The sequence below is a fragment of the Gilliamella sp. Bif1-4 genome, assembly GCF_001690535.1.
In the GTDB taxonomy this organism is placed as follows: domain Bacteria; phylum Pseudomonadota; class Gammaproteobacteria; order Enterobacterales; family Orbaceae; genus Gilliamella; species Gilliamella bombi.
On the sequence record NZ_LZHC01000025.1, the window covers coordinates 169,446 to 191,005 of the forward strand.

General features: G+C 31.5%; 18 protein-coding genes and 1 pseudogene. 3 read left to right on the forward strand and 16 right to left on the reverse strand.

The genetic code is table 11. The features are described from left to right. Positions 1-14: 14 nt before the first annotated feature. From msbA to A9G25_RS05665, 8 genes and pseudogenes are all read right to left on the reverse strand, one after another. A complete protein-coding gene (gene msbA / locus A9G25_RS05620; RefSeq protein ID WP_065626122.1) occupies positions 15-1,751 on the reverse strand; it encodes a lipid A export permease/ATP-binding protein MsbA in 1,737 nt (578 codons plus the stop codon). Between the two features lie 417 nt (positions 1,752-2,168). Then, a pseudogene (locus tag A9G25_RS12300) lies at positions 2,169-3,627 on the reverse strand (IS1182 family transposase). A gap of 87 nt (positions 3,628-3,714) precedes the next feature. Then, the gene (locus tag A9G25_RS05640) at positions 3,715-4,788 is read right to left on the reverse strand and encodes a glycosyltransferase family 2 protein (protein WP_065626126.1); all 1,074 of its coding nucleotides are present in this window, start codon (positions 4,786-4,788) and stop codon (positions 3,715-3,717) included. Positions 4,789-4,825: 37 nt separating this feature from the next. Further along, a complete protein-coding gene (locus A9G25_RS05645) occupies positions 4,826-6,874 on the reverse strand; it encodes a DUF4422 domain-containing protein (protein ID WP_065626127.1) in 2,049 nt (682 codons plus the stop codon). Next, on the reverse strand, positions 6,862-8,001 hold the full coding sequence (gene glf, locus A9G25_RS05650) for a UDP-galactopyranose mutase (RefSeq protein WP_176701079.1): 1,140 nt from the start codon (positions 7,999-8,001) through the stop codon (positions 6,862-6,864). Before glf ends, A9G25_RS05645 begins: the two co-directional genes overlap by 13 nt. Next, on the reverse strand, positions 8,001-8,972 hold the full coding sequence (galE, locus tag A9G25_RS05655) for a UDP-glucose 4-epimerase GalE (protein ID WP_065626129.1): 972 nt from the start codon (positions 8,970-8,972) through the stop codon (positions 8,001-8,003). Before galE ends, glf begins: the two co-directional genes overlap by 1 nt. Then, positions 8,973-10,271, reverse strand: coding sequence for a UDP-glucose dehydrogenase family protein (locus A9G25_RS05660; protein ID WP_065626130.1), 1,299 nt, complete (start codon positions 10,269-10,271; stop codon positions 8,973-8,975). A 15-nt stretch (positions 10,272-10,286) separates the two neighbouring features. Beyond that, a complete protein-coding gene (locus A9G25_RS05665; RefSeq protein ID WP_065626131.1) occupies positions 10,287-11,237 on the reverse strand; it encodes a UDP-glucuronic acid decarboxylase family protein in 951 nt (316 codons plus the stop codon). A 483-nt stretch (positions 11,238-11,720) separates the two neighbouring features. Here A9G25_RS05665 and A9G25_RS05670 point away from each other — a divergent pair, with 483 nt between their 5' ends. Further along, a complete protein-coding gene (locus A9G25_RS05670) occupies positions 11,721-12,614 on the forward strand; it encodes a glycosyltransferase family 2 protein (RefSeq protein ID WP_065626132.1) in 894 nt (297 codons plus the stop codon). Here the strand turns inward: A9G25_RS05670 and rfbD are convergent. From rfbD to rfbB, 4 genes are read right to left on the reverse strand one after another with little or no spacing between them, the layout of a single operon-like run. After that, entirely contained in the window at positions 12,609-13,472 is an 864-nt protein-coding gene (gene rfbD, locus A9G25_RS05675; RefSeq protein ID WP_065626133.1) for a dTDP-4-dehydrorhamnose reductase, read from the reverse strand. The two genes, A9G25_RS05670 and rfbD, sit on opposite strands and share 6 nt — an antisense overlap. A 7-nt stretch (positions 13,473-13,479) precedes the next feature. Continuing rightward, positions 13,480-14,010, reverse strand: coding sequence for a dTDP-4-dehydrorhamnose 3,5-epimerase (gene rfbC / locus A9G25_RS05680; RefSeq protein ID WP_065626134.1), 531 nt, complete (start codon positions 14,008-14,010; stop codon positions 13,480-13,482). A gap of 13 nt (positions 14,011-14,023) precedes the next feature. After that, a complete protein-coding gene (gene rfbA, locus A9G25_RS05685; protein ID WP_065626154.1) occupies positions 14,024-14,890 on the reverse strand; it encodes a glucose-1-phosphate thymidylyltransferase RfbA in 867 nt (288 codons plus the stop codon). A 13-nt stretch (positions 14,891-14,903) separates the two neighbouring features. Further along, a complete protein-coding gene (rfbB, locus tag A9G25_RS05690) occupies positions 14,904-15,965 on the reverse strand; it encodes a dTDP-glucose 4,6-dehydratase (RefSeq protein ID WP_065626135.1) in 1,062 nt (353 codons plus the stop codon). A gap of 196 nt (positions 15,966-16,161) precedes the next feature. Here rfbB and A9G25_RS05695 point away from each other — a divergent pair, with 196 nt between their 5' ends. Together A9G25_RS05695 and A9G25_RS05700 are read left to right on the forward strand one after the other, a co-directional pair. Next, positions 16,162-17,079 (forward strand): hypothetical protein, encoded by a 918-nt coding sequence (locus A9G25_RS05695; protein ID WP_065626136.1) that lies wholly within the window; start codon positions 16,162-16,164, stop codon positions 17,077-17,079. A 14-nt stretch (positions 17,080-17,093) separates the two neighbouring features. Next, entirely contained in the window at positions 17,094-18,128 is a 1,035-nt protein-coding gene (locus tag A9G25_RS05700) for a glycosyltransferase family 2 protein (protein ID WP_065626137.1), read from the forward strand. A 61-nt stretch (positions 18,129-18,189) separates the two neighbouring features. On the opposite strand, the gene A9G25_RS05705 is transcribed toward A9G25_RS05700, so the two are convergent. From A9G25_RS05705 to A9G25_RS05720, 4 genes are read right to left on the reverse strand one after another with little or no spacing between them, the layout of a single operon-like run. Next, complete coding sequence (locus A9G25_RS05705) at positions 18,190-19,431, reverse strand: sigma 54-interacting transcriptional regulator (RefSeq protein WP_065626138.1); 1,242 nt, start codon at positions 19,429-19,431, stop codon at positions 18,190-18,192. Next, positions 19,412-20,455, reverse strand: coding sequence for a beta-N-acetylhexosaminidase (nagZ, locus tag A9G25_RS05710; RefSeq protein WP_065626139.1), 1,044 nt, complete (start codon positions 20,453-20,455; stop codon positions 19,412-19,414). Before nagZ ends, A9G25_RS05705 begins: the two co-directional genes overlap by 20 nt. After that, the gene (locus A9G25_RS05715; protein WP_065626140.1) at positions 20,455-21,093 is read right to left on the reverse strand and encodes a hypothetical protein; all 639 of its coding nucleotides are present in this window, start codon (positions 21,091-21,093) and stop codon (positions 20,455-20,457) included. Before A9G25_RS05715 ends, nagZ begins: the two co-directional genes overlap by 1 nt. A 7-nt stretch (positions 21,094-21,100) precedes the next feature. Then, positions 21,101-21,448: an HIT domain-containing protein gene (locus A9G25_RS05720; protein ID WP_065626141.1), complete on the reverse strand. Its 348-nt coding sequence runs from the start codon at positions 21,446-21,448 to the stop codon at positions 21,101-21,103. Positions 21,449-21,560: the final 112 nt, after the last annotated feature.

Consider the following 21,560-nt stretch of genomic DNA (forward strand, 5'->3'; position numbering starts at 1 on the left):
CATTATTTAATATATTATGATTTGAATTGCATTTTATGCATTAAGGCATAAATACCATTTTGTTCAATAAGGCTATGATGATTACCATCTTCTACAATTTCACCATTATCAATGACTAAAATTCGATCCGCTTTTTCGATGGTTGATAATCTATGAGCAATAACAATCGAAGTTCTATTTTTTTGTAAAACTTCAATGGCTTCTTGTACTAACCTTTCAGATTCATTATCTAGTGCTGAAGTCGCTTCATCCAGAATTAAAATTGGATTATTACGTAACAAAACTCTCGCAATAGCAATGCGTTGCCGTTGTCCTCCTGATAATAAAACACCATTATCACCTATTTCCGTATCTATTCCATTTTCTAGTTTATTTATAAATTCCATGGCATTAGCCAATTCAGCAACCTTAATTATTTCTTCTTGGCTATGTAATCCTTTTTCACCATAAACAATGTTATCTGCAATGGTACCATTAAATAAGTGCACTCGTTGAGAAACATACCCTATATGATTTCTTAATGACTTTAAGGTATAATCTTTAATATTAATACCATCTAAAAGTATTTCTCCTTTTTCTAAATCATAAAATCTTGGAATCAAACTTGCAATAGTTGACTTACCTGCACCTGATCGCCCTACTAAAGCAACCGTTTGACCAGCTTTAATTTTAAAATTAATATTATTAAGTACAGATGTACTGGTTGTAGGGTATTGATAGGTCACATTTCTAAATTCAATATTTCCAGTTATATGATTTGCATCAATTGTACCTTTATCTTCTTCAAGTGGAGCTTCTAAAAGCCCGAACAATGATTCGCACGCTACAGCACCTTTTTGTAATTCAACATGTAGACTTGTTAGCTCTCGTAAAGGACGCATTATAGCTATCATTGCTGAAAAAACGACAGTAAAAGATCCTGGAGTAATATCTAAACTCTGGCTTGCAACAAGATATAATATTAAGGCTAGACCTAAAGTTGCAATCATTTGAATGATTGGTGTTGATAATCTTGAAACCATTTCAATCTTCAACATATCTCGCCGAAAAGTGTTAGTAATTTTATTAAAATTATTTTTTTCATACTCTTTAGCATTAAAAATTAAAACATCTTTATGGCCTTTTAACATTTCATCAGCCGAAGTTGTTATTTCACCCATACCTTTTTGCATTGACATTAATGTTTTTCTAAATTTTTTTGCAATAAATTGAGCAACACCAATTATTAATGGTATAAGAAAAATTAGCACTAATGCTAATTTCCAACTACCATAAAACATAACAAAACATAAACCAATTGCATAAGTGATTTCACGAACAAGAATAATTAAAGCATCAGATGAGGCTTTAGAAAGCATCTGAGTATTATAGGTAATAATTGAGACTAGATCGCCCACAGAATGTTTATCATGAAAACTTACTGGACTTTTCAGCAAATGATTGAATATCATTTGTCTGAATTTAGTTATAACTTTACCTGATAGCCATGAAAGACAGTATGTGGAAGCATAATTTGACAATCCACGTAATGTAATCAAACCAATAATTGATATAGCAATATAAACTAACAACGCGTAGTTTTTATTCATTAAACCATTATCTAGCAACGGTTTGGTTAGAGATATTAAGGTCGAATCTGTAGCTGCATTTAACAAAAGCCCTAATATAGCAACAAATAAAGCTTTTTTATATTGTTTGACAAATGGCCATAGTTGTATAAGCGCACTCAAAGAATTATATTTTTTGGGCATAATAATTTTTACAAAATAACAAATTTTATAGATTATACTATAAAAAAGCCGTATTGATTAAATTATTGAACTATTATCTTTTTTACATCACGTAATGTAATTGCAAATTTCCAATTATTAGAGTAGTACAAATCATGGCAATATAAAAAAATGACTAGCTTATAGATTCTCTATCCTTATTTTATGCACTTTGATAGCAATACAGATTTTTATGATTTCTCCCTGATGCTGCGATTTTAAACTCAGCTCAGCAAACATCCGCTTAAGCGTAAGACTTTCCTACTCTAGTGTTTATTTTTATCATAGATAAATTTTCCACTTTTGAATTGCCATTTTGAGGATAGTTACACTCATTTATTTCATAATATTTAAGCTATTAATAGTCAACCTATTTATTAAAAAAGAATTACATTCTTTTCAGATTGATGACAAACCTCGATATAATTCGGGGTTTATTTTTTTATTTAAACCATAAATAGGATTTTTAATTTGGATTTTATTAAATAAATTAAAAAATAGCCTAAAAAAACGTAACAAAAATAGCTTTATCGCTATTTTCTTGATATTTTGAGCCGTTACGGCCAATAAACACTGCATTTGAACCTGCGCTCTTCCTCTAAATCGTGCATAGCGATGTCCGTGATGTTGTTTAGCATCAGCAAAGCTGCGCTCTATGGTCTCTTTTCGTCGAGCATAGACTTTTTTACCCCACTGACTTAAACGAATCTCGTTGGCTTTCTCTTTATCTGCTTCCCAGATATGCCGTGTGATGACTTTCTGTGTATTTTTACTCTGTGTACACTGTGACAATAACGGACAGACTTTGCAGCTTGTTGCATCAGAATGATAATGACGATAACCTTCCCTGCTGGTAGTTTTATATATTAATGTTTGCCCGTTTGGGCAAGTATAAGTATCGTTTTGACCGTTATAGATAAACTGCTTTTTTCTGATGGGATTCGCACCATGGGTGGGACGACGATAACCCAACACCGGATATATCTGCTCTGCCAGCAGTAAATGGCAAATGGGAGCCGTAAAATAACCCGCATCAAGACCGACACCAACCGGATTAAAGCCAAACCACTCTAGCTGGCGTTTTAATCGAGCCATATAAGGCTGGGAATCATGGATATTTCCGGCAGTGACATAGGTATCGGTAATTAAATTATGTTTGCCATCAACCGTTCGGTGCTCTAAGTAGAAGAACCCTTTAGGCTTGCCTTCCCGATGCATAAAGCCACTGTCCGGATCTGTTGTACTGACTTTAACCTCCTTGTATTTCTCTACCGTCGATGGCTTTAAGGCTTTTTTCCGTTTAATTCTCTTTCTGCGTTGATGGCTTGATTAAGCGCATCAATATATTGACTGGGCTCAACAATACGCTGCTCATTACGTGCTTTGCCTTTATTGGCATTTGCTTTTAGGTGAGTACTGTCCGTATATAAAACCCGACCACTTATCAACCCTTTGGCAATGGCCTGCTCAACAATATTATCAAAAATCTGTTGATAGATTTCACTGTCATTAAACCGACGGCGACGATTTTGGCTGAGTGTTGAGGCGTCAATCACTTTTTCGGTTAATCCCATTCCCAGAAACCAGCGGTAAGCTAAATTGACCTGAATTTCTTGAACCAGACGATGTTCACTGGGGATACCGAAAAGATACCCAATAGCATGATTTTAAACAGTCTGACCGGATCTTCTGCCGGACGACCGTTATTAGGGCAATAAAGTGGTGCTACCGCTTCTCGAATAAATTCAAAATCAATGACTTTAGCTATTTTACGAACAAAATGATTTTGAGGGACAAGCGCATCTAGCGAGATTTGCTCTATTTTTTCTGGTGTCGCTGGAGTTGTTTTTTTTAGCATAGAAGAATTCCTCTTATAATGGACTCCTCTCTATTAGATCAAAGAACTCGCCAAAAAGCGAGCTCTTTGTCATCAATCTGAAAAGAATTACATTCTTTTATAAATTTTATAAATATAATAAGGGAAAAGGAAATAAGAAAAACTAAAAGTTAATACTTTTTTGATAAATTTTTTAACTAGTTTAGTTCTTTTCTTTTTATTATCCTCTTGATAAAAAGGTTGATAATACTTATTTTTTATATTTAACAAATGAGCCTTATTTTCAATATCAGGAAAATAATCAAGATCTAAATCAAATAATATAGTCTCATTACAGTAATCTAAAAAGAAAATAATTTCTTCTTTACTGCTTAATATACTCACTATCCATTTTATTAATCCCGATAATATTACAATAAAATAAGCTTTATTATCGTTTAATAAGTTATTATCTGAAAGCTTTATAAGAAAATATTTCATTACATCTATTGCATCAAACATTTTTTTCCGATCTTTAGGTGAAAAATATGTTTGATGCATGATAGAGTTACTTCGAAGTAAATAATTATAAAGATGAATATCAATAGCATAAATCGTTTTTGAACAACAAAGATATTGTAATACAAATACCATATCATCATGGTAATAACCTGAAGGAAAGTCTATATTGTATTGTTCAATAATACTCTTTTTGAAAATTTTATTCCAAAGGACACTATTAACTTGAGTTTTAAATGGATACGTTAGGGAATGAAGACCATAATAAGTCAACTTATGATAATCACTATCACGCAAATCATAAGTTTGTTCATCTTTGATAAGATTACAACTGCATATTACTAAATCAACACTTTTAGATCGAATAGTTTCCAACATTTTTTTACACATTGCTGGTTCATACCAATCATCACTATCACAAAACATAATGTATTCACCACGAGACTTTTTTAATCCCTTGTTTCTTGCTTCAGCTGGTCCACTATTTTTTTGGTCAATAACAATTATGCGCTTATCTTTTTGTGAGAAATCATTCAAAATAGCTAAAGAATTATCTTTAGAACCATCATTAATGCATATAATTTCAATATTTTCAAAAGTTTGATTTAATAAACTATCAATACACTTTTTAATAAATTTATCACAGTTGTATACAGGTATAATAATTGATATATCAGGTAACATCTATTCCCCACAATATAATTAATAAAGAAAAATCTTTCTAACGTAAATTTTTTATTATACGACGAATTCGAGAAATTTCTTCTTTTAATTTTTTCCTTTTTTCTTTATATCTTTTACGTTTTTTACCCCAATATACTTTAGAAAGAATTTTATAATATGCATACTTAGCTTTAGTTCTATTATAATAGAATACGTCTTTTATTATGATCATCAAGTTATGATTATCAGCTTCCTTTTTTTCTTTATCTAATTTATGATTAACTAAAGAGTCTGCTACAAATTTAGATTCCGTAAATTTTTTCAAATTATCATAAATGATTCTTTCATAAAAAATAGTTTTTCGAGCATGCTGCCAAAAAAATAAAGCTAATTCATTGGAAGGATCATTCCAAGGTTTAATTTCGCCAGCATAATGAATGATATAAGGATCTTTACGGCTTTCTATATATTCATTTAGTAAAGAACATGGTAAAACATTTTTCCAATTCTGATCCCAGATTGGCATTTGATATAGAACATTCCATTTCAAATCTAGAAACTTAACTCTATTTTCGCAAACAATATTTAATATATCCTGATCAACTAAAACTGGATTAACTACCCTATCAAGGGTCTTAAAAAATACTTCTATAGAATTTTCTTCAATCATTTGCTTAACGTTAAAAACAAGAACTCCCGCATTAAAATAATTTTTAATATTACGGATTTTCAGTGTATCAAATAAATAATTTTGCCAATAACCATTTTCATCTTCTTTTTTCATTAGTCTTTGCAATTCAACATCCTTTACAGCAGCAACTAAATGTTGTGAAGACAATTGTATATTATACAATTTACTTATATCAGCATTAAGAACTAAATCACAATCTATATAAATCACTTTGTCATAATGCTTGAACAACTCCGGAATAAAAAAACGATAATATGTTGCTTGAGAAAAATGTGCAGTAATAAAGAATTTTTTCCGGATATCATTTGATAACAAATTATCTATTTTAATAAACCGAATAGAATGTTTACTATTATTAGAAATGGATAAAATATCTTTCTGTTGATGTATAGGAATATCAGCATGAAGAACTAATATATCATAATTATCAACTTCATTAGAGTGTGACAAAATAGAGGTTATAGCTACCCCTAGATAATTCACATAGTTTTTATCACAAGATAAAATAATCGGTATATTATTTTTTTCAAATGCAGGAAAAATCTCGTCGTGGTAAATATCATAACTTGTATTACGAATAAATGTTCTTTTTAATTCTAACGATTTCGTATTTTTATTTTTAAGCCAATGGGTATACCAAATTCCAAATAACCATTCAGAAATAAATGCTAAGACTCTAATCTCTTGAATATTGTAGTTTGATATATCCACAACTTTTTCAGCTTCAGAAATAATCGAAAACAGCCAAGTTGCATATTCTTTAAATAATTCTTTTTTCATTATAAAAATATTCGCAAAATATGCATATTGTGATGCATTATATTCTTTTATACTATAGCTATATTGTGGATACAAACGTTCAATAATATCTATAACCGAATCATAGTCTTCAATATGAAGAATACCTGGTAAAGCATTTCGATAGTGATCATAAGTTGTTTTGTTTCCAAATTTAGTGACATCAACTTTTTCACCAACAATTATATCTTTTTCTTTGATAACCGAATTAATAATATTTTCGGTTAATCCATATTTACTAATATATTCCTTATCTATAATATCTGAATATAATAATCCTGCATGATCAATTTTTTCTTCACATTTCAAATTAAAACATAAATGTCGTCGATAATGCATAAAACCAATATAGTCAGGATTATCTAATTTATCTAAATTTTTCCAAGCCCAGTAAATAGAAGTCAATTCACATAATTCACGATTTTTATCTGATATATTATCTCCAGTATCGTCACCAATCATATTTGATAATAACCATTCATGCTCAAATTTATCATCGGTCTCATCTTTTGATACTTTATTTTCTAGACAACGTCCCAAATGTATTGGGACAAAAATATTATTTTTTAATAATGTACTTGGTTTATGATAAGAAACTAATATTTTTAATCCGGGCATTTATTTTCACCTTCTATAGTATTGAATAATATTAAAGCTCTTTCTACTACTTGATCCATATTATAATATTTATAATCGGCTAGACGACCCAAAAAATAAGTATTTTTCAAGTTTGTGGCTTTATCATAATATTTTCTATACAACTGTTGATTTATATCGTTTGGAATAGGATAGTAACGTTCATTAATTCCAATTTCAAAAGGTCGGGGATACTCAAATGAAACTATAGTTCTTTCAGTATACTGATCTAAATAATATTTATATTCAACACTTCTAGTAAAATCATAGTTTTCTGGATAATTTAGTTGAGGACATGATTGAAAATATTCCTTATCATAATTAACAAATTTTATATCTAAACTTCGATATGGCAACTTACCAAATTCATAATCAAAAAATTCATCTATTGGTCCGGTAAAGAAAAGACGATCATATTGAATTGATTTTTTAATATTTAAAAAATCTGTATTTAATTTTACACTGATCAACGGATGTTCAATTGCTTTCTCAACCATTTTAGTATAACCGTGTAATGGAATAGCCTGATATTTATCCTGAAAGTACCTATTATCTTTACTGATGTAAATAGGTACACGAGAGCTAACAGATTTATCTAAATCTTCAGGTTTTACACCCCATTGTTTAACTGTATAACCTAAAAAAACCTTTTCGTAAATAAAGTTTGCTAAGAATTTTAAATCATCATCATTACTTTTATTTAAATCTAAAATTGGCACTTTTTTATTGAAACCAAATTCATCTATCAATTTGAATTCTAATTTTTCAGCTATAGATTTAGGAAAAACTTTATACAGAGAATCTAAATTAAACGGTATATTTACTTCGTTACCATCAATTATAGCTTTTACTCTATACATAAAGTAATGCCACTCTGTAAATTGACTTAAGTAGTCCCATACTAGTTTATTATTTGTATGAAATACATGTGGACCATATTTATGAACCATCACTCCAGAGGACTGATCTTCATAGTCATAAACATTACCACCTATATGCGATCTTCTATCAATAATAAGTACAGATTCATTTAATTGAGATGCTATTCTTTCAGCAATTACTGCACCAGATAAACCACAGCCAACAACAACATTTTTTACATACATTATTAATATTTCCTGTTTAGTTCCCAGTCCCAAGCAGTGGATACAATTTCTTTAATGTCATTATATTTTGGACTCCAACCTAATATATTTTTTGCTTTATTATTGGTGGCAAATAGCTTTGCTGGGTCTCCGTTACGCCTTCCTGCATATTCAATAGGACACATCTTACCAGTTACAGATTCAGCAGCTGTTATAATCTCTTTAACCGATGTGCCAATTCCTGTACCTAAGTTTAAACAGCCAGAATACTTGTCAAGTTTCTCAAGTGCCAATTGATGAGCAATTGCTAAATCTTCAACATGTATATAATCTCGTACACAAGTACCATCTGGTGTATCATAATCAGTACCAAACACTTTTATTGGTTTATCTTGATTAATGATTGCTTGTAAAACCAATGGAATCAGATGAGTCTCAGGTGAGTGACTTTCCCCTATATCTTTATCCTTTGAACAGCCTGCAGCATTAAAGTAACGTAACGAAATATATTTTAAACCATATGCTTGATGATAGTCTTTTAAAACCTCTTCTATCATCAATTTAGAACGGCCATATGGATTTATTGGTTCTTGAGGATGCGATTCATCAATAGGAATATATTGAGGCTCACCATATGTCGCGCAGGTGCTTGAAAAAACGATCTTTTCCACATTATTTTTAAGCATAACATCTAATAAATTTAATGTGCCAACCACGTTATTTTCGTAATATTTTCTTGGGTGTTGCACACTTTCACCTACATAGGCAAAAGCGGCAAAATGAATTACAGAATCAATTTGATACTTTTTAAAGACTCTATCTAAAGAGTCTTTATCCAACAAATCTGCTAGTTCAAAATATGGCGTAAACACAGCTTCTTTATGGCCGTAAATAAGATTGTCTATAACAATACAATTATAACCACTATTAGATAGCTGTTTGACAGTATGAGAACCAATATAACCAGCTCCGCCAACAATTAAAATATTTTTCATTTAGTTACCTATCCTGCAATATGAAAAACCAAGTTTATTAGCAATATCGCAATTTAAAAGGTTACGAGTATCGAAAATATTTTTAGTTCTCATTGTTGATGCAATACGACTTAAATCGTAACTTTTAAAATCATCCCATTCAGTTAAAATTACTAAAATATCTGCCCCATGAGCAACTGAATACATGTCATCAGCATAGCAGATTTTATCGTCAAGTAACTCTTTAGCATTTGCCATTCCTTTAGGATCATAGGCAATAATTTTCATCTCAGATTTTAATAACTCTGTAATAATTTCCATTGCGGGGCTTTCTCGGCAATCATCCGTACCACCTTTAAATGCAAGTCCTAATACAGCAATTTTAGCATTTTTGACATTACTCACTTTCGCAATAATTTTTTCAGCAATATTCTGTTTACGTTTTTCATTGCCTTTTATTGCCGCATCGATCAGTGTAAGCTCCACACCATTTTGCTTAGCCATAAAATACATGGCATGAGTATCTTTAGGGAAACAACTACCTCCATAACCGGGACCAGGATTTAGAAATTTATTACCAATACGAGAATCTAATCCCATCCCTTTGGCTACTTCATCTATATCTGCATGCGCCTTTTCACAAAAGTCAGCCATTTCATTGATATAATGGATTTTCATCGCTAAAAATGCGTTAGAAGCATATTTGATCGTTTCGCTTGATCTTCTTTTTACAAATAAAATTCTTGATTTTTCAGCGAATGGTTTATATAACTCAGTTAATACCTCTTTAGCTTTGTCTGAATCGGTTCCTATTACAATGCGATCAGGATTGAAAAAATCATAGACGGCAAAACCTTCTCTCAAAAATTCAGGCAAAGATACAACATCAAATTTTGCTTCTGGATTTCTTTTAGATATTAACATTTCAATATCATCACCTGTACCAACAGGAACGGTTGATTTAGTTGCAATAACCGTATAACCATCTAGATACTGAGCCAGTTCAGTAGCCGCCGCATGAACATATTTCATATCGGCTTCTTTAGTCACTGGATGAGGTGGTGTTCCTACTGCAATAAGGACAATATCTGCCCCAGCAACCCCTTCTTGCATAGAGGTTGTAAATGAAATATTTCCATTTTTTAAGTTTTTCTTTAATAGTTCTTCTAAACCATCTTCAAAAAGAGTAACTTCGCCTCTTTGTAATTTTTCTATTTTTGATAGTTCTCTGTCAATACAGATAACTTTATGACCTAATTCAGCTAGTCCAACACCTGTAGGCAACCCTACATACCCCGTACCAATAATACCTATTTGCATTATTTATCACCTCTATTATTCATTTATTATTTCAGATTTAAAATATTCAATCGTTTTGTCTAAACCATGATCTAAATCAATATTTGGTTTCCATAATAATTTTTCATTTGCTAGAGATATATCTGGTTTACGCTGAGTAGGGTCATCTTTAGGTAAGTCACAATAAACAATTCTAGAAGTTCCACCAACTTTGGCTATAACTTTCTCAGCTAATTCTTTTATCGTAAACTCACCTGGATTACCTGTATTTACTGGCCCAACAAAATTATCTGAAGTTTTCATCATTTTGATAATTGCATCAATTAAATCATCTACATAACAAAATGATCGGGTTTGTGTGCCTTGTCCATAAATGGTGATATCCTCTCCACGTAGTGCTTGGCAAATAAAATTACTTACTACTCTTCCGTCTTTAGGATCCATTCTAGGACCATAAGTATTAAAAATACGAATAACTTTTATTCTTACATTTTCTTCACGATAATAATCAAAAAATAAACTTTCTGCACAACGTTTTCCTTCATCATAGCAAGCTCTTATACCATTAGGGTTTACATTGCCACGATAACTTTCAACTTGAGGATGAACTAACGGATCACCATAAACTTCTGATGTGGAGGATAACAATATTTTGGCATTTTTCTCTTTTGCTAATTCAAGTAGATTAATTGCTCCATAAACACAAGTTTTTGTTGTCATTATGGCAGCTTTACCCTGATAAGCAGGAGGCGAGGCAGGACAGGCTAAATGATAAATTTCATCTAAATATCCATCAATTTCAACAGGATTAATAACATCATGGTTGATAAATGAAAAATTAGGGTGATCGATGATACTTGCCAAGTTTTTCATTCGACCTGTATAGTTATTATCAACACAAATAACTTTATTTCCTTCATTGATCAACCTTATACATAAATTTGATCCAAGAAAACCGCTCCCGCCTGTTACCAAAATGCTTGCCATTTATAATCTCCAATTAAATAAAGACGTTATGATTTTTTAGTAAAAATGAATTACTACCTCTAATTTAAATTGATTTATCTTTCCGATATAAGTATGAATTAAAAAATATTGTATTTTTTATATTAAGTTAACGGCTTTTGAAATGAACAAAAATCTATTTTCATACGTTTCATAAATGGAATCTTATTCAACTTAATAATTTTGGGGGAGTATAACTATATTATCGTATTATTGACAATATTTTTTGTAATTATTTTGCAATTGTCTATAGTAATAATAATTTCGTGCTATAAAAATCCATGATTAATTTCTATCAATAACGAATTAATTCTTTTAATTTAAATAGAAATTCTTAATAAACATTTTTTAAATAGGAAATAGCGCATTAAAATAGTATTATTTTATTAATTTGTATAGCAATCTTTCCTAAAATTAAAAAGTTAGAATATAATAGAGCTAAAATAAATACCCATAACTATATAAATGAAAATTACAGCTATAATCATTTTATACAATGAAAACATTGAAAATTCTAAAACTTTCGAATCATTATTAAATTCAGATAGAAGTGATATTACTTTAAACGTAATTATATGGAATAATGGCCCAAAATCACTTAACTTGCAAGAATTTAGACAATGTAAGTCTGTTTGTGATAGCAAGAATATTAGTCTTTCAATCTATGAAAATCTTCATAATATTGCTTTAAGTAAAATCTATAATTTTTTTATCAACCGAGAAAGTTTTGATTTTTTCACTATTTTGGATCAAGACTCAATATTGAATAATGACTTTTTCCAAAATATTAAGATAAATAATGATTTTGATGTAATTATTCCCCAAGTTTATTCTGCTGGATGGATTTCAAAAGAAAATTCATTATGTTTCCCGATATATCATGAGAATCGGAAAATTTTTGATAAAAAAGCTTTTATCATGGGAGAAATTGAGTCTATCTCTTCAGGACTAACTCTATCTAATCAATTAATAAAGTACATAAGTAAAAGCAAACAAGAAATTTTTAACGAGCGCTACGCGCTCTATGCTATTGATACCAGTTTTTTCCTTAATTTGATAGCATTAAAACAAACCGAATTTAAAGGAATATGTGTAGGGAAAATTAACCATTCTTTAGATTTTAACTTACAAGATCGAAAAAAAGTAAGCCCTATGAGAAGGCTAGAAATGGAGTATTCAAAAGTATTGAACAAGATTTTTTATGATAAAAAAAGTCGTTTAAATATCTTTTTGTATCTACTTAGAAAATTTACAAGAAGGGAGTATTCATACTCAGAATTTCTCAAATTAATAAAATGTCTTTTTAAGAAAAAACACCCTCGTTCTTGTATACCTCTAACAATGAATCAATTACTATAAATGGATGCGAGGAATCACATCTATTAATGCTTTTTCCCAATCAGGCGCTTTTATATCTAACTGTTTTATTTTATCCATATTTAAAACAGAGTATAATGGTCTTATAGCCTTAGTTTGATATTCTGAAGTTAAGATTGGCTTTATCATTACATTACTATTAGTCATAAGATTTAATTCATGAGCTGCTGCAAATATCTTAGATGCGAACTGGAACCAACTTACGTACTCATCACCACAATAATGATATATACCACCTTGAATATCATTCATTAGCATTTCTAAAATCGTTTTAGCAATATCACCAGCATAAGTTGGACATCCTAACTGATCATCAATAATGGTTAATTCAGGTCTAGTTTGACTAAGCTTTAACATCGTTTTGACAAAATTATTGCCATATTCACTAAAAACCCAAGAGGTTCTAATTACAATTGCAGAGGAATAATTGTCTAAGACAGATAATTCACCAGCTCGTTTAGTCTCACCATAGACATTAACCGGATTGGTTAAATCATCCTCTAAATAAGGAGAACGTTTAGTCCCATCGAAAACATAATCGGTCGAAACATGAACTAGTTTTGCATGATATTTTTTAGCAGCTGTTGCTAAATTCTTAGGACCGACAGCATTAACTTTATAAGCTAATTCATATTCATCTTCTGCTTTATCCACTGCTGTATATGCTGCGGCATTTACAATGGCATCAGGTCTATGCAAGGCAACAAAATTATCAACAACTAAACCATCAGTTATATCTAATTGCTGGCTGTCAGTGGCAAGTAATTGCCAATCTGAAGGAAAGATATCTTTAAAACAATGGCCTAACTGACCATTAGCACCAGTTAACAAAACTTTCATCAATTAACTATAACTCCTGTAATGTGTTACCTAACTTATCTTTTGCCGATAGTAATGGATTTGAAATCGGCCAACTAATATTTACTGTTGGATCGTTCCACAACAAACAGCCTTCTGACTTAGGGTCATAATAATTAGTACATTTATATTCAAAGTCAGCAATATCTGACAGTACCGCAAAACCATGAGCAAGCCCAGGAGGAATCCACAACTGTGTTTTATTTTCTTCTGTTAAGGTAACACCAACCCACTTTCCATAAGTTGGAGAATCTTTACGAATATCGACAGCCACATCAAAAACTTCACCTCGAACAACTCGAACTAGTTTACCCTGAGGGTTTTCCTTTTGAAAATGTAATCCTCTTAACACATCCTTTTGTGAACGCGAATGGTTATCTTGAACAAAATTAAGTTCTATACCTAACATTTCTTGATACCGTTTTTGTTCGAAAGTTTCAAGAAAAAAGCCTCGTTCATCACCAAACACTTTCGGTTTTATAATTTTTACATCCGCAATATTCGTTGAAATAACTTCCATTTGCCCACCTATTTTATTGTTCTATCAATCTTGCTAAATATTGTCCATATAATGTTTTACCTGAACTAATGGCTTCTTCTTTCACCTGTTCAGCACTGAGCCAGCCATTACGATAAGCAATCTCTTCAAGACAGGCAACTTTGAGTCCTTGTCTTTTTTCTATTACTTGAACAAACGATGACGCTTCAAGCAAACTGTCATGTGTACCTGTATCAAGCCAAGCAAAACCGCGTCCTAGGATCTCAACATTTAACAGTCCTGCATCCAAATACATCTGATTAAGCGTTGTAATTTCTAGCTCACCACGATGAGATGGCTTGACTTGTTTTGCCATTTCAACCACATTTTCATCATAAAAATAAAGCCCCGTTACAGCCCAATTAGATTTTGGTTTAATTGGTTTTTCTTCAATTGATAATGCTTTAAAGTTTTCATCAAAATCAACAACCCCAAATCGTTCAGGATCCACTACCTGATAACCAAAAATTGTTGCACCTTCTTTTTGAGCTGCAACTCTTACCAATTTTTTGCCAAAGCTTTCGCCAAAAAATAAATTATCACCTAACACTAAAGAACAGCGTTGTTTTTGAATAAACTCCTCACCGATTAAAAAAGCTTGTGCCAAACCTTCTGGCTTAGGTTGCTGTGCATAACTTAGTTTGACACCAAAACGGGAACCGTCACCTAGCAATCGTTGAAACATAGGTAAATCATCGGGTGTTGTGATTATTAAAATATCACGAATACCGGCAAGCATGAGTACAGATAAAGGATAATAAATCATAGGTTTATCATAAACAGGTAATAACTGTTTTGAAATACCTCGAGTTATGGGATAAAGACGGGTTCCTGACCCACCAGCTAATACAATACCTTTCATAAAGTTACCTATATTAAATAATTCCTTGTCGTGATCTTGCATATGAGCCATCTTTAATATGATCACACCATTGTTTGTTTTTGAGATACCACTCTACTGTTTTACGCATTCCTGTTTGGAATGTTTCTTGTGGTTTCCAACCCAAATCTTGATAGATCTTTGATGCATCAATAGCATAACGTTGATCATGACCTGGCCGATCAGTAACATAAGTAATCAGATCTTTATAACACTTAACACCATTTGGCTTATTTGGAACGAGTTCTTCAAGTAATTCACAAATAATATTTACAACATCAATATTTTTTTGTTCATTGTGCCCACCGATATTATAAGTCTCACCTACTTTTGCTTTAGTAGCAACAAGATAAAGTGCTCTTGCATGATCTTCTACATATAACCAGTCTCTAATTTGTTGACCATTACCATATACGGGCAACTGCTTACCTTCAAGAGCATTAAGTATCATTAATGGGATTAGTTTTTCTGGAAAATGGTATGGACCATAATTATTTGAGCAGTTTGTGATAACAGTAGGTAAACCAAAGGTTCTATGCCACGCACGGACTAAATGATCACTTGAAGCTTTCGATGCCGAATATGGGCTACTTGGCGAATAAGGTGTTTTTTCAGTAAATAAATCATTCGTTCCATGCAGATCACCATACACTTCATCAGTTGAAATATGGTGAAAACGGAATGTAGATTGTTTGGTTGTGTCTAGTGTTTTCCAATAGGCTAAAGATGCTTCTAATAAAGTATAAGTACCTATTATATTGGTTTCTATAAATGTAGAAGGGTTATCAATAGAACGGTCAACATGACTTTCGGCTGCTAAGTGCATAATAACGTCAGGGCAAAAACCAGCCATAACAACATCAAGCTCCCTTCTATCACAAATATCGATTTGTTTGAAACGATATCGTTTATTCTCTGATACGCTATCTAATGATTCCAAATTCCCAGCATAAGTTAATTTATCAATAACCAATACTTCATCATTAGTCTGTTCTATAATATGTCTCACAACAGCAGAACCTATAAAACCAGCTCCTCCTGTAACAATCACTTTCATTAATTACCCCTCTAAAATCTTATGCACGGAATAATAATAACAAAGTCAATAAATAGCAATATTTAGAATTAAGTATTAATCATTACATTTTCAAAAAAGACCCGAATTTCTCATCATTTTACAAACATTGTATTCGTAATTCTTTATATGTTATATTGTTGTGATATTTTTACCGCTTAGTTTGTTCAAAATCAACATGAGAATAAATATATTAACTGTGCTTTATAGTTGCACTTTATCTGATTCTGCAACGTTAAAATCAATTTTACAAGCAAATTTAGAATACACTAAATTAAATGTGATTATTTGGAACAATGGGCCAACTTTACTTAAAGAACAAGATATTAATAATTATCTAAAATCAAACCAGAAAAAAGGAATAACAACATCAATTTATCAAGATGTTCGAAACCTATCATTAAGTAAAATTTATAATCATTTTATTAATAAATTAGATTACGATTTTTTTGTTATTTTTGATCAAGATTCTAATATTGATTCTTCTTTCTTCCAAAATATCTATCATAATAGTCATTATGCGGTTATTTGCCCAGCAATTTTTCCTAAGCAAAAAATTGACAAGCAATGTTTCCCTTCTGATTTTGAGCAAAGAGAGCAAGTTATACCTTTGGGGGAATTCAACCTAAGCAATACCAGAACGATCAATTCTGGTACCGCATTATCAAAAGATATAATTGATAAATTACTAACTAATCATCATTATGTTTTTGATGAAAAATTTGCTTTCTATCACACAGATCATCGCTTATTTGATTTAATTCATGCAACACCACAAACTGCGGTATTAAAAGGCTTATGCATAGGCAAAATGTATCATGATATGACTTGTGAAGTCTCCTATGATAAACTTAGCGAACGAGCAAGACTTGAAATTGCTTATGCAAAAATGTTAATGCGAATGTATCGAACTCGCAATCCTAAAATTGAAGTACGTCGGAATTTATTTTATGCTTATAAAATGAAGAAAAAAGACAATTTAAGTTTTAAAAGTTTTTTAAAATTGTTGAAATGTGTAATTACAAAAAAGCATCCTCGTTCATACGAATCCATAGACAAAGATGTCAAACCAACTAACAGCAATATTTCTTCTTAAAAGATATTTTTACTATGGAAAATGAAAAATTAATACTTAACCTTTCAATCATTATTCCTTGTTATAATATTGAAAATTATATTGAACAATGTCTCAATTCTATCATTAAACAAGCTGTTCAACCTAAAGAAATTATATGTATAGATGACGGTTCTACTGACAATACTGCTAATTTTATTCAAGAATTTACTCAAAAATTCTCTTATGTAAAATATATCTATCAGACTAATCAGGGAGTTAGTCAAGCTCGAAATGTTGGAATTAATCAAGCAACAGGACAATATATTCAATTCGTCGATCCTGATGATATTTTACATCCTAATTTATTTGCAACATTTTTAAATGTTTTAAATATTAGTAATACCATTGAGTTATTTTATTTTGAAAACCAAGACTTTGAAAAATTAGAAAATCTAGAATTTAATAATATTGACAATAGTTTAATCAGATTTGACACTGGTAATGAGCTATTTACACATATAATTGAAGATAAAAAATACCCTGGTGCATGTTGGAGATATATTTTTAAAAAGAAAATGCTCAATTTACGATTTGAGGGAAGAAATCACGAAGATCACTTAATAACATTGGATGTACTATTATCTGCAAATTTAACTTATTACTCAAAATCGCCCTTATATTATTATAGGAAAAGAGCCAGTTCATTAACTAGCAATAAAAAAATAAGTTCACAATATATTGAATTATTTTCTCAAATTATTGAAAAGTGCACGAAATACATACAAAAAAGTAATCTATTAACAATAACAAAAACACAGTACATAAATTTTTTACGTTCTGATTACCTTTTTAATATCAATATCTATTATTTATATAAAGAAAAACCACCAATAATAGAAATGTACATGCATATATATACACGATTATTTATAAAAAATAACGCAAAAAAACTGAGTAATATATTGTATATAATACGTTTTGGAATTAGAAACAAAATACCTTTAAAACATATTATGGTATTTATAAGAGTTTCATTGAATAAAGACATTAATTTTATGACTAACAAAATAAATGGGTTGCTAAATTAACATTCATACAAATGTTCATAGAGTATAAAACAAGTAAATATTCCTCACTTGTTTTATAAATTCACCGCCCTATCCCATAATCTCTCAACTTATTTGCAATTGCTGTATGCGACACACCTAATCTTTTAGCCAGCTTTCTTGAACTTGGGTATTGATCATATAATTTAAATAAGATCTCTTTTTCAAACTGTTTAGTTATTTCATCAAGAGTTTTATTTTCAATATTGTTGACCCACGATAATTGCGATGTGATTGGAGTCGGTAACACAATGTCTTTAACCGTTAACCTAGACGAGGTCAATTGCGCTAATGCCGAATAAAGTATGTTTTTAAGTTGTCTTACATTACCTGGCCATGAGTAACGGGTCAAATTATCAATAACATTATCGTCAATTGTTGGTGGTATGATGCCTTGTTTATTGGCATATTCATTTACAAAAATATGCGTAAGTGATTGAATATCGTCTTTACGCTGTTGTAAAGAAGGTAAATTAAGCGATAGTACGTTAAGTCGGTAATAAAGATCTTTTCTAAATTTACCTTGTTCAACCAAATCAGCTAAATCGACCTTTGTTGCACAAATAATTCTAACATCGACATAAACTTCATCATCATCACCCACACGGCGGAAATAGCCATCATTGATAAAACGTAATAATTTAGTTTGCATTTGAAACGACATTTCATCAATGCCATCAAGCAATACTGAGCCACCGTTGGCTTGTTCAAAAAAGCCTTTTTTACCTTCAATAGCGCCAGGATAAGCACCAGCTGCATGCCCGTATAATTCACTTTCAACAACCTCATCAGGCATAGCTGCACAATTTAATGCTAGAAAAGCCTGATCGCCACGTGAACTGTATTGATGACAAGCATTAGCAAGTAAATCTTTACCAGTACCAGTTTCGCCAGAAATAAGCAATGGTTCTCTTTGCATTGAGAATGCTTTAGCTTGAGCGATAAGTTTTTGCATGACTAAACTTTGGCTGGCGAAAATATCAAAAGCTTGAGAACCAACAACCTTTATTTTTGATAACCTTTTTTTTAAATACTCAATTGGTTGTAAAATAAATATTGTTTTAGATGATTCCATCACTTTTTGCAATAAAACGTGCTGAGAATCTAACACAATAATCGTATCATCTTGTCCATCTATATTTATAGTATTATCAAGATTGAAGATCTTTTGATAATTAAAAGGTTGATTTAATACTAAATCGTTTTGAGCAAATAGTGCTCTAGCTACATGATTATAGGCAACCAGAAGTTGGTCATTATCCATTTCAATGATTGCTGCTTGCATACTCTGTCCACTTTTCATTAAGTTTTAATAAATTATCACGACGATGTTGCCACTCAGAACTCTTTGTTAATTCTACATAGGTGATTTTTGTATTGGTTAATAAACATTTTGCTTTATCTGATGTTAAGGAATGAATCTTATCTAATGCTGCTAATTGGTCTAAAATAACTAATGTCCCTTGCCTATTATTACAAGCTAAAAGCAGATCGCAACCTGCTGATAATGCCGTTTGGGCTCGCTCAGCATAATTACCCATTATTGAAGCACCTTCCATTGATAAATCATCAGAAAAGATTACACCATCAAAATGTAATTGCTTACGAAGCACTGTTTTAAGCCAATATGGCGAACCGCTAGCAGGTTTATTATTAAAAGCAGGATAGATAACATGAGCAGGCATGATTGCATCAAGTTTTTTATCCGCAATCAATTTGGCAAAAATTTGCATATCAAGTTCAATAAGCGACTTTTCGCGATGATCTACAGGCGTTTCCTTATGTGAATCAGCAATCACATGACCATGCCCAGGAAAATGCTTGCCTGTAGTTTTCATACCTGCAGCATGCATACCATCAATCATAGCGGAAGCAACTTGATAAGCAATATCGACATCTTGATGAAAAGAACGTGTACCGATAGCAAGACAATCGTGACCTAAATCTAAAACGGGCGCATAGCTAAGATCGATATCAAAAGCAATAAGTTCCATAGCCAGTACCCAACCGGCATCAAAAGCCAAAGACTTTGCTTGCTCAAGGTTATTAAGTGCCGCAAACGATTGCGCAGGAGGAATTGCCGTAAACCCCTCTCTAAATCGCTGAACTCGCCCACCTTCATGATCGACCGAAATTAATAAACGCTGTGAAGAGGCAGCTCGAATTTGTTTAATTAATTCGTATAGTTGCGTAGGATCTTGGTAATTTCGGCTAAATAAAATCACCCCTGCCACCAATGGATTTTGTAGCAACTTTTTATCGTCTTGAGTTAATGTCAAACCATCAACATCAATCAACAACGGCCCCATTATTGATTATCTCCAATTTGTTTTGATTGTGCATTACTATTGCTATCAGACGGTTTTGGAAAATCTTTCGACTCAACTCTAGTTAATATTTCGCCACTTTTCGTTGAAAGTAATTCCATAGCTAAATCGGCATCAGTACTTTCGCTTGGCACTTTATAAATTGTTGTAAAAAGGACATAATTTGCATTCATCGACTTAGCCAATCCAATCATCTTACCTCGTGATACAAGCTTATCATCAGCCGAAATACCCAGTGATTGTTTAGCTTGGCTTATCGCTTGTTGATCAACTACAGTGAACGTATTTTGTTTATGCATTAATTGATGCAATGCATCAGCAATTTTATTATTGGCAAGATAATCACCACTACGGTTTTGGATATCGCTAATTAAAATCAACTTATTATCTGAGTCTAAAGATGACGAACTCACTAATTTACTGATAAATGGTGATAATATTGAATGCCAATCAGTCTGCCTAACAATTTGCGGTGGTGTTTCAATCACACCAGTACCATCAGATTGATTAACATCAACAGGCGGTTTTACTTCGGTTTTTTGAGAGTTCCCCAAAAGATGACAACCCGCTAACAAAAAAGCTAATGAGCTAACAACAAATATACGTTTTATCTGTTTCATATCATGATTAACCTATTAATCGACCTAAATTTTTACCGCCTAATAAATGCATATGAAGATGGAAAACCTCTTGTCCTGCATCTTTATTACAATTCATAATTAAACGATAACCGCTTTCATCAATACCTTCTTGCTTGGCAATTTTAGCAGCAACTACCATCATATGCCCAAGAATAGCTTCATCTTCTTCTTGAATATCATTAACGGTTGGAATTAGTTTATTTGGGATAATCAACACATGAGTCGGCGCTTGAGGAGAAATATCACGAAATGCAGTCACCTTATCGTCCTGAAAAACAATATCAGCAGGGATTTCTTGTCGAATAATTTTACTAAAAATAGTTTCCTGAGCCATCAAACCTTTCCTCTTATCTTACTTATATAGTTATACAAACATCTATTAATAACAATTCTATTGCGCGAAAGCATATCATATTTTACTAACAAAAATGTATAGAAATCGTTAC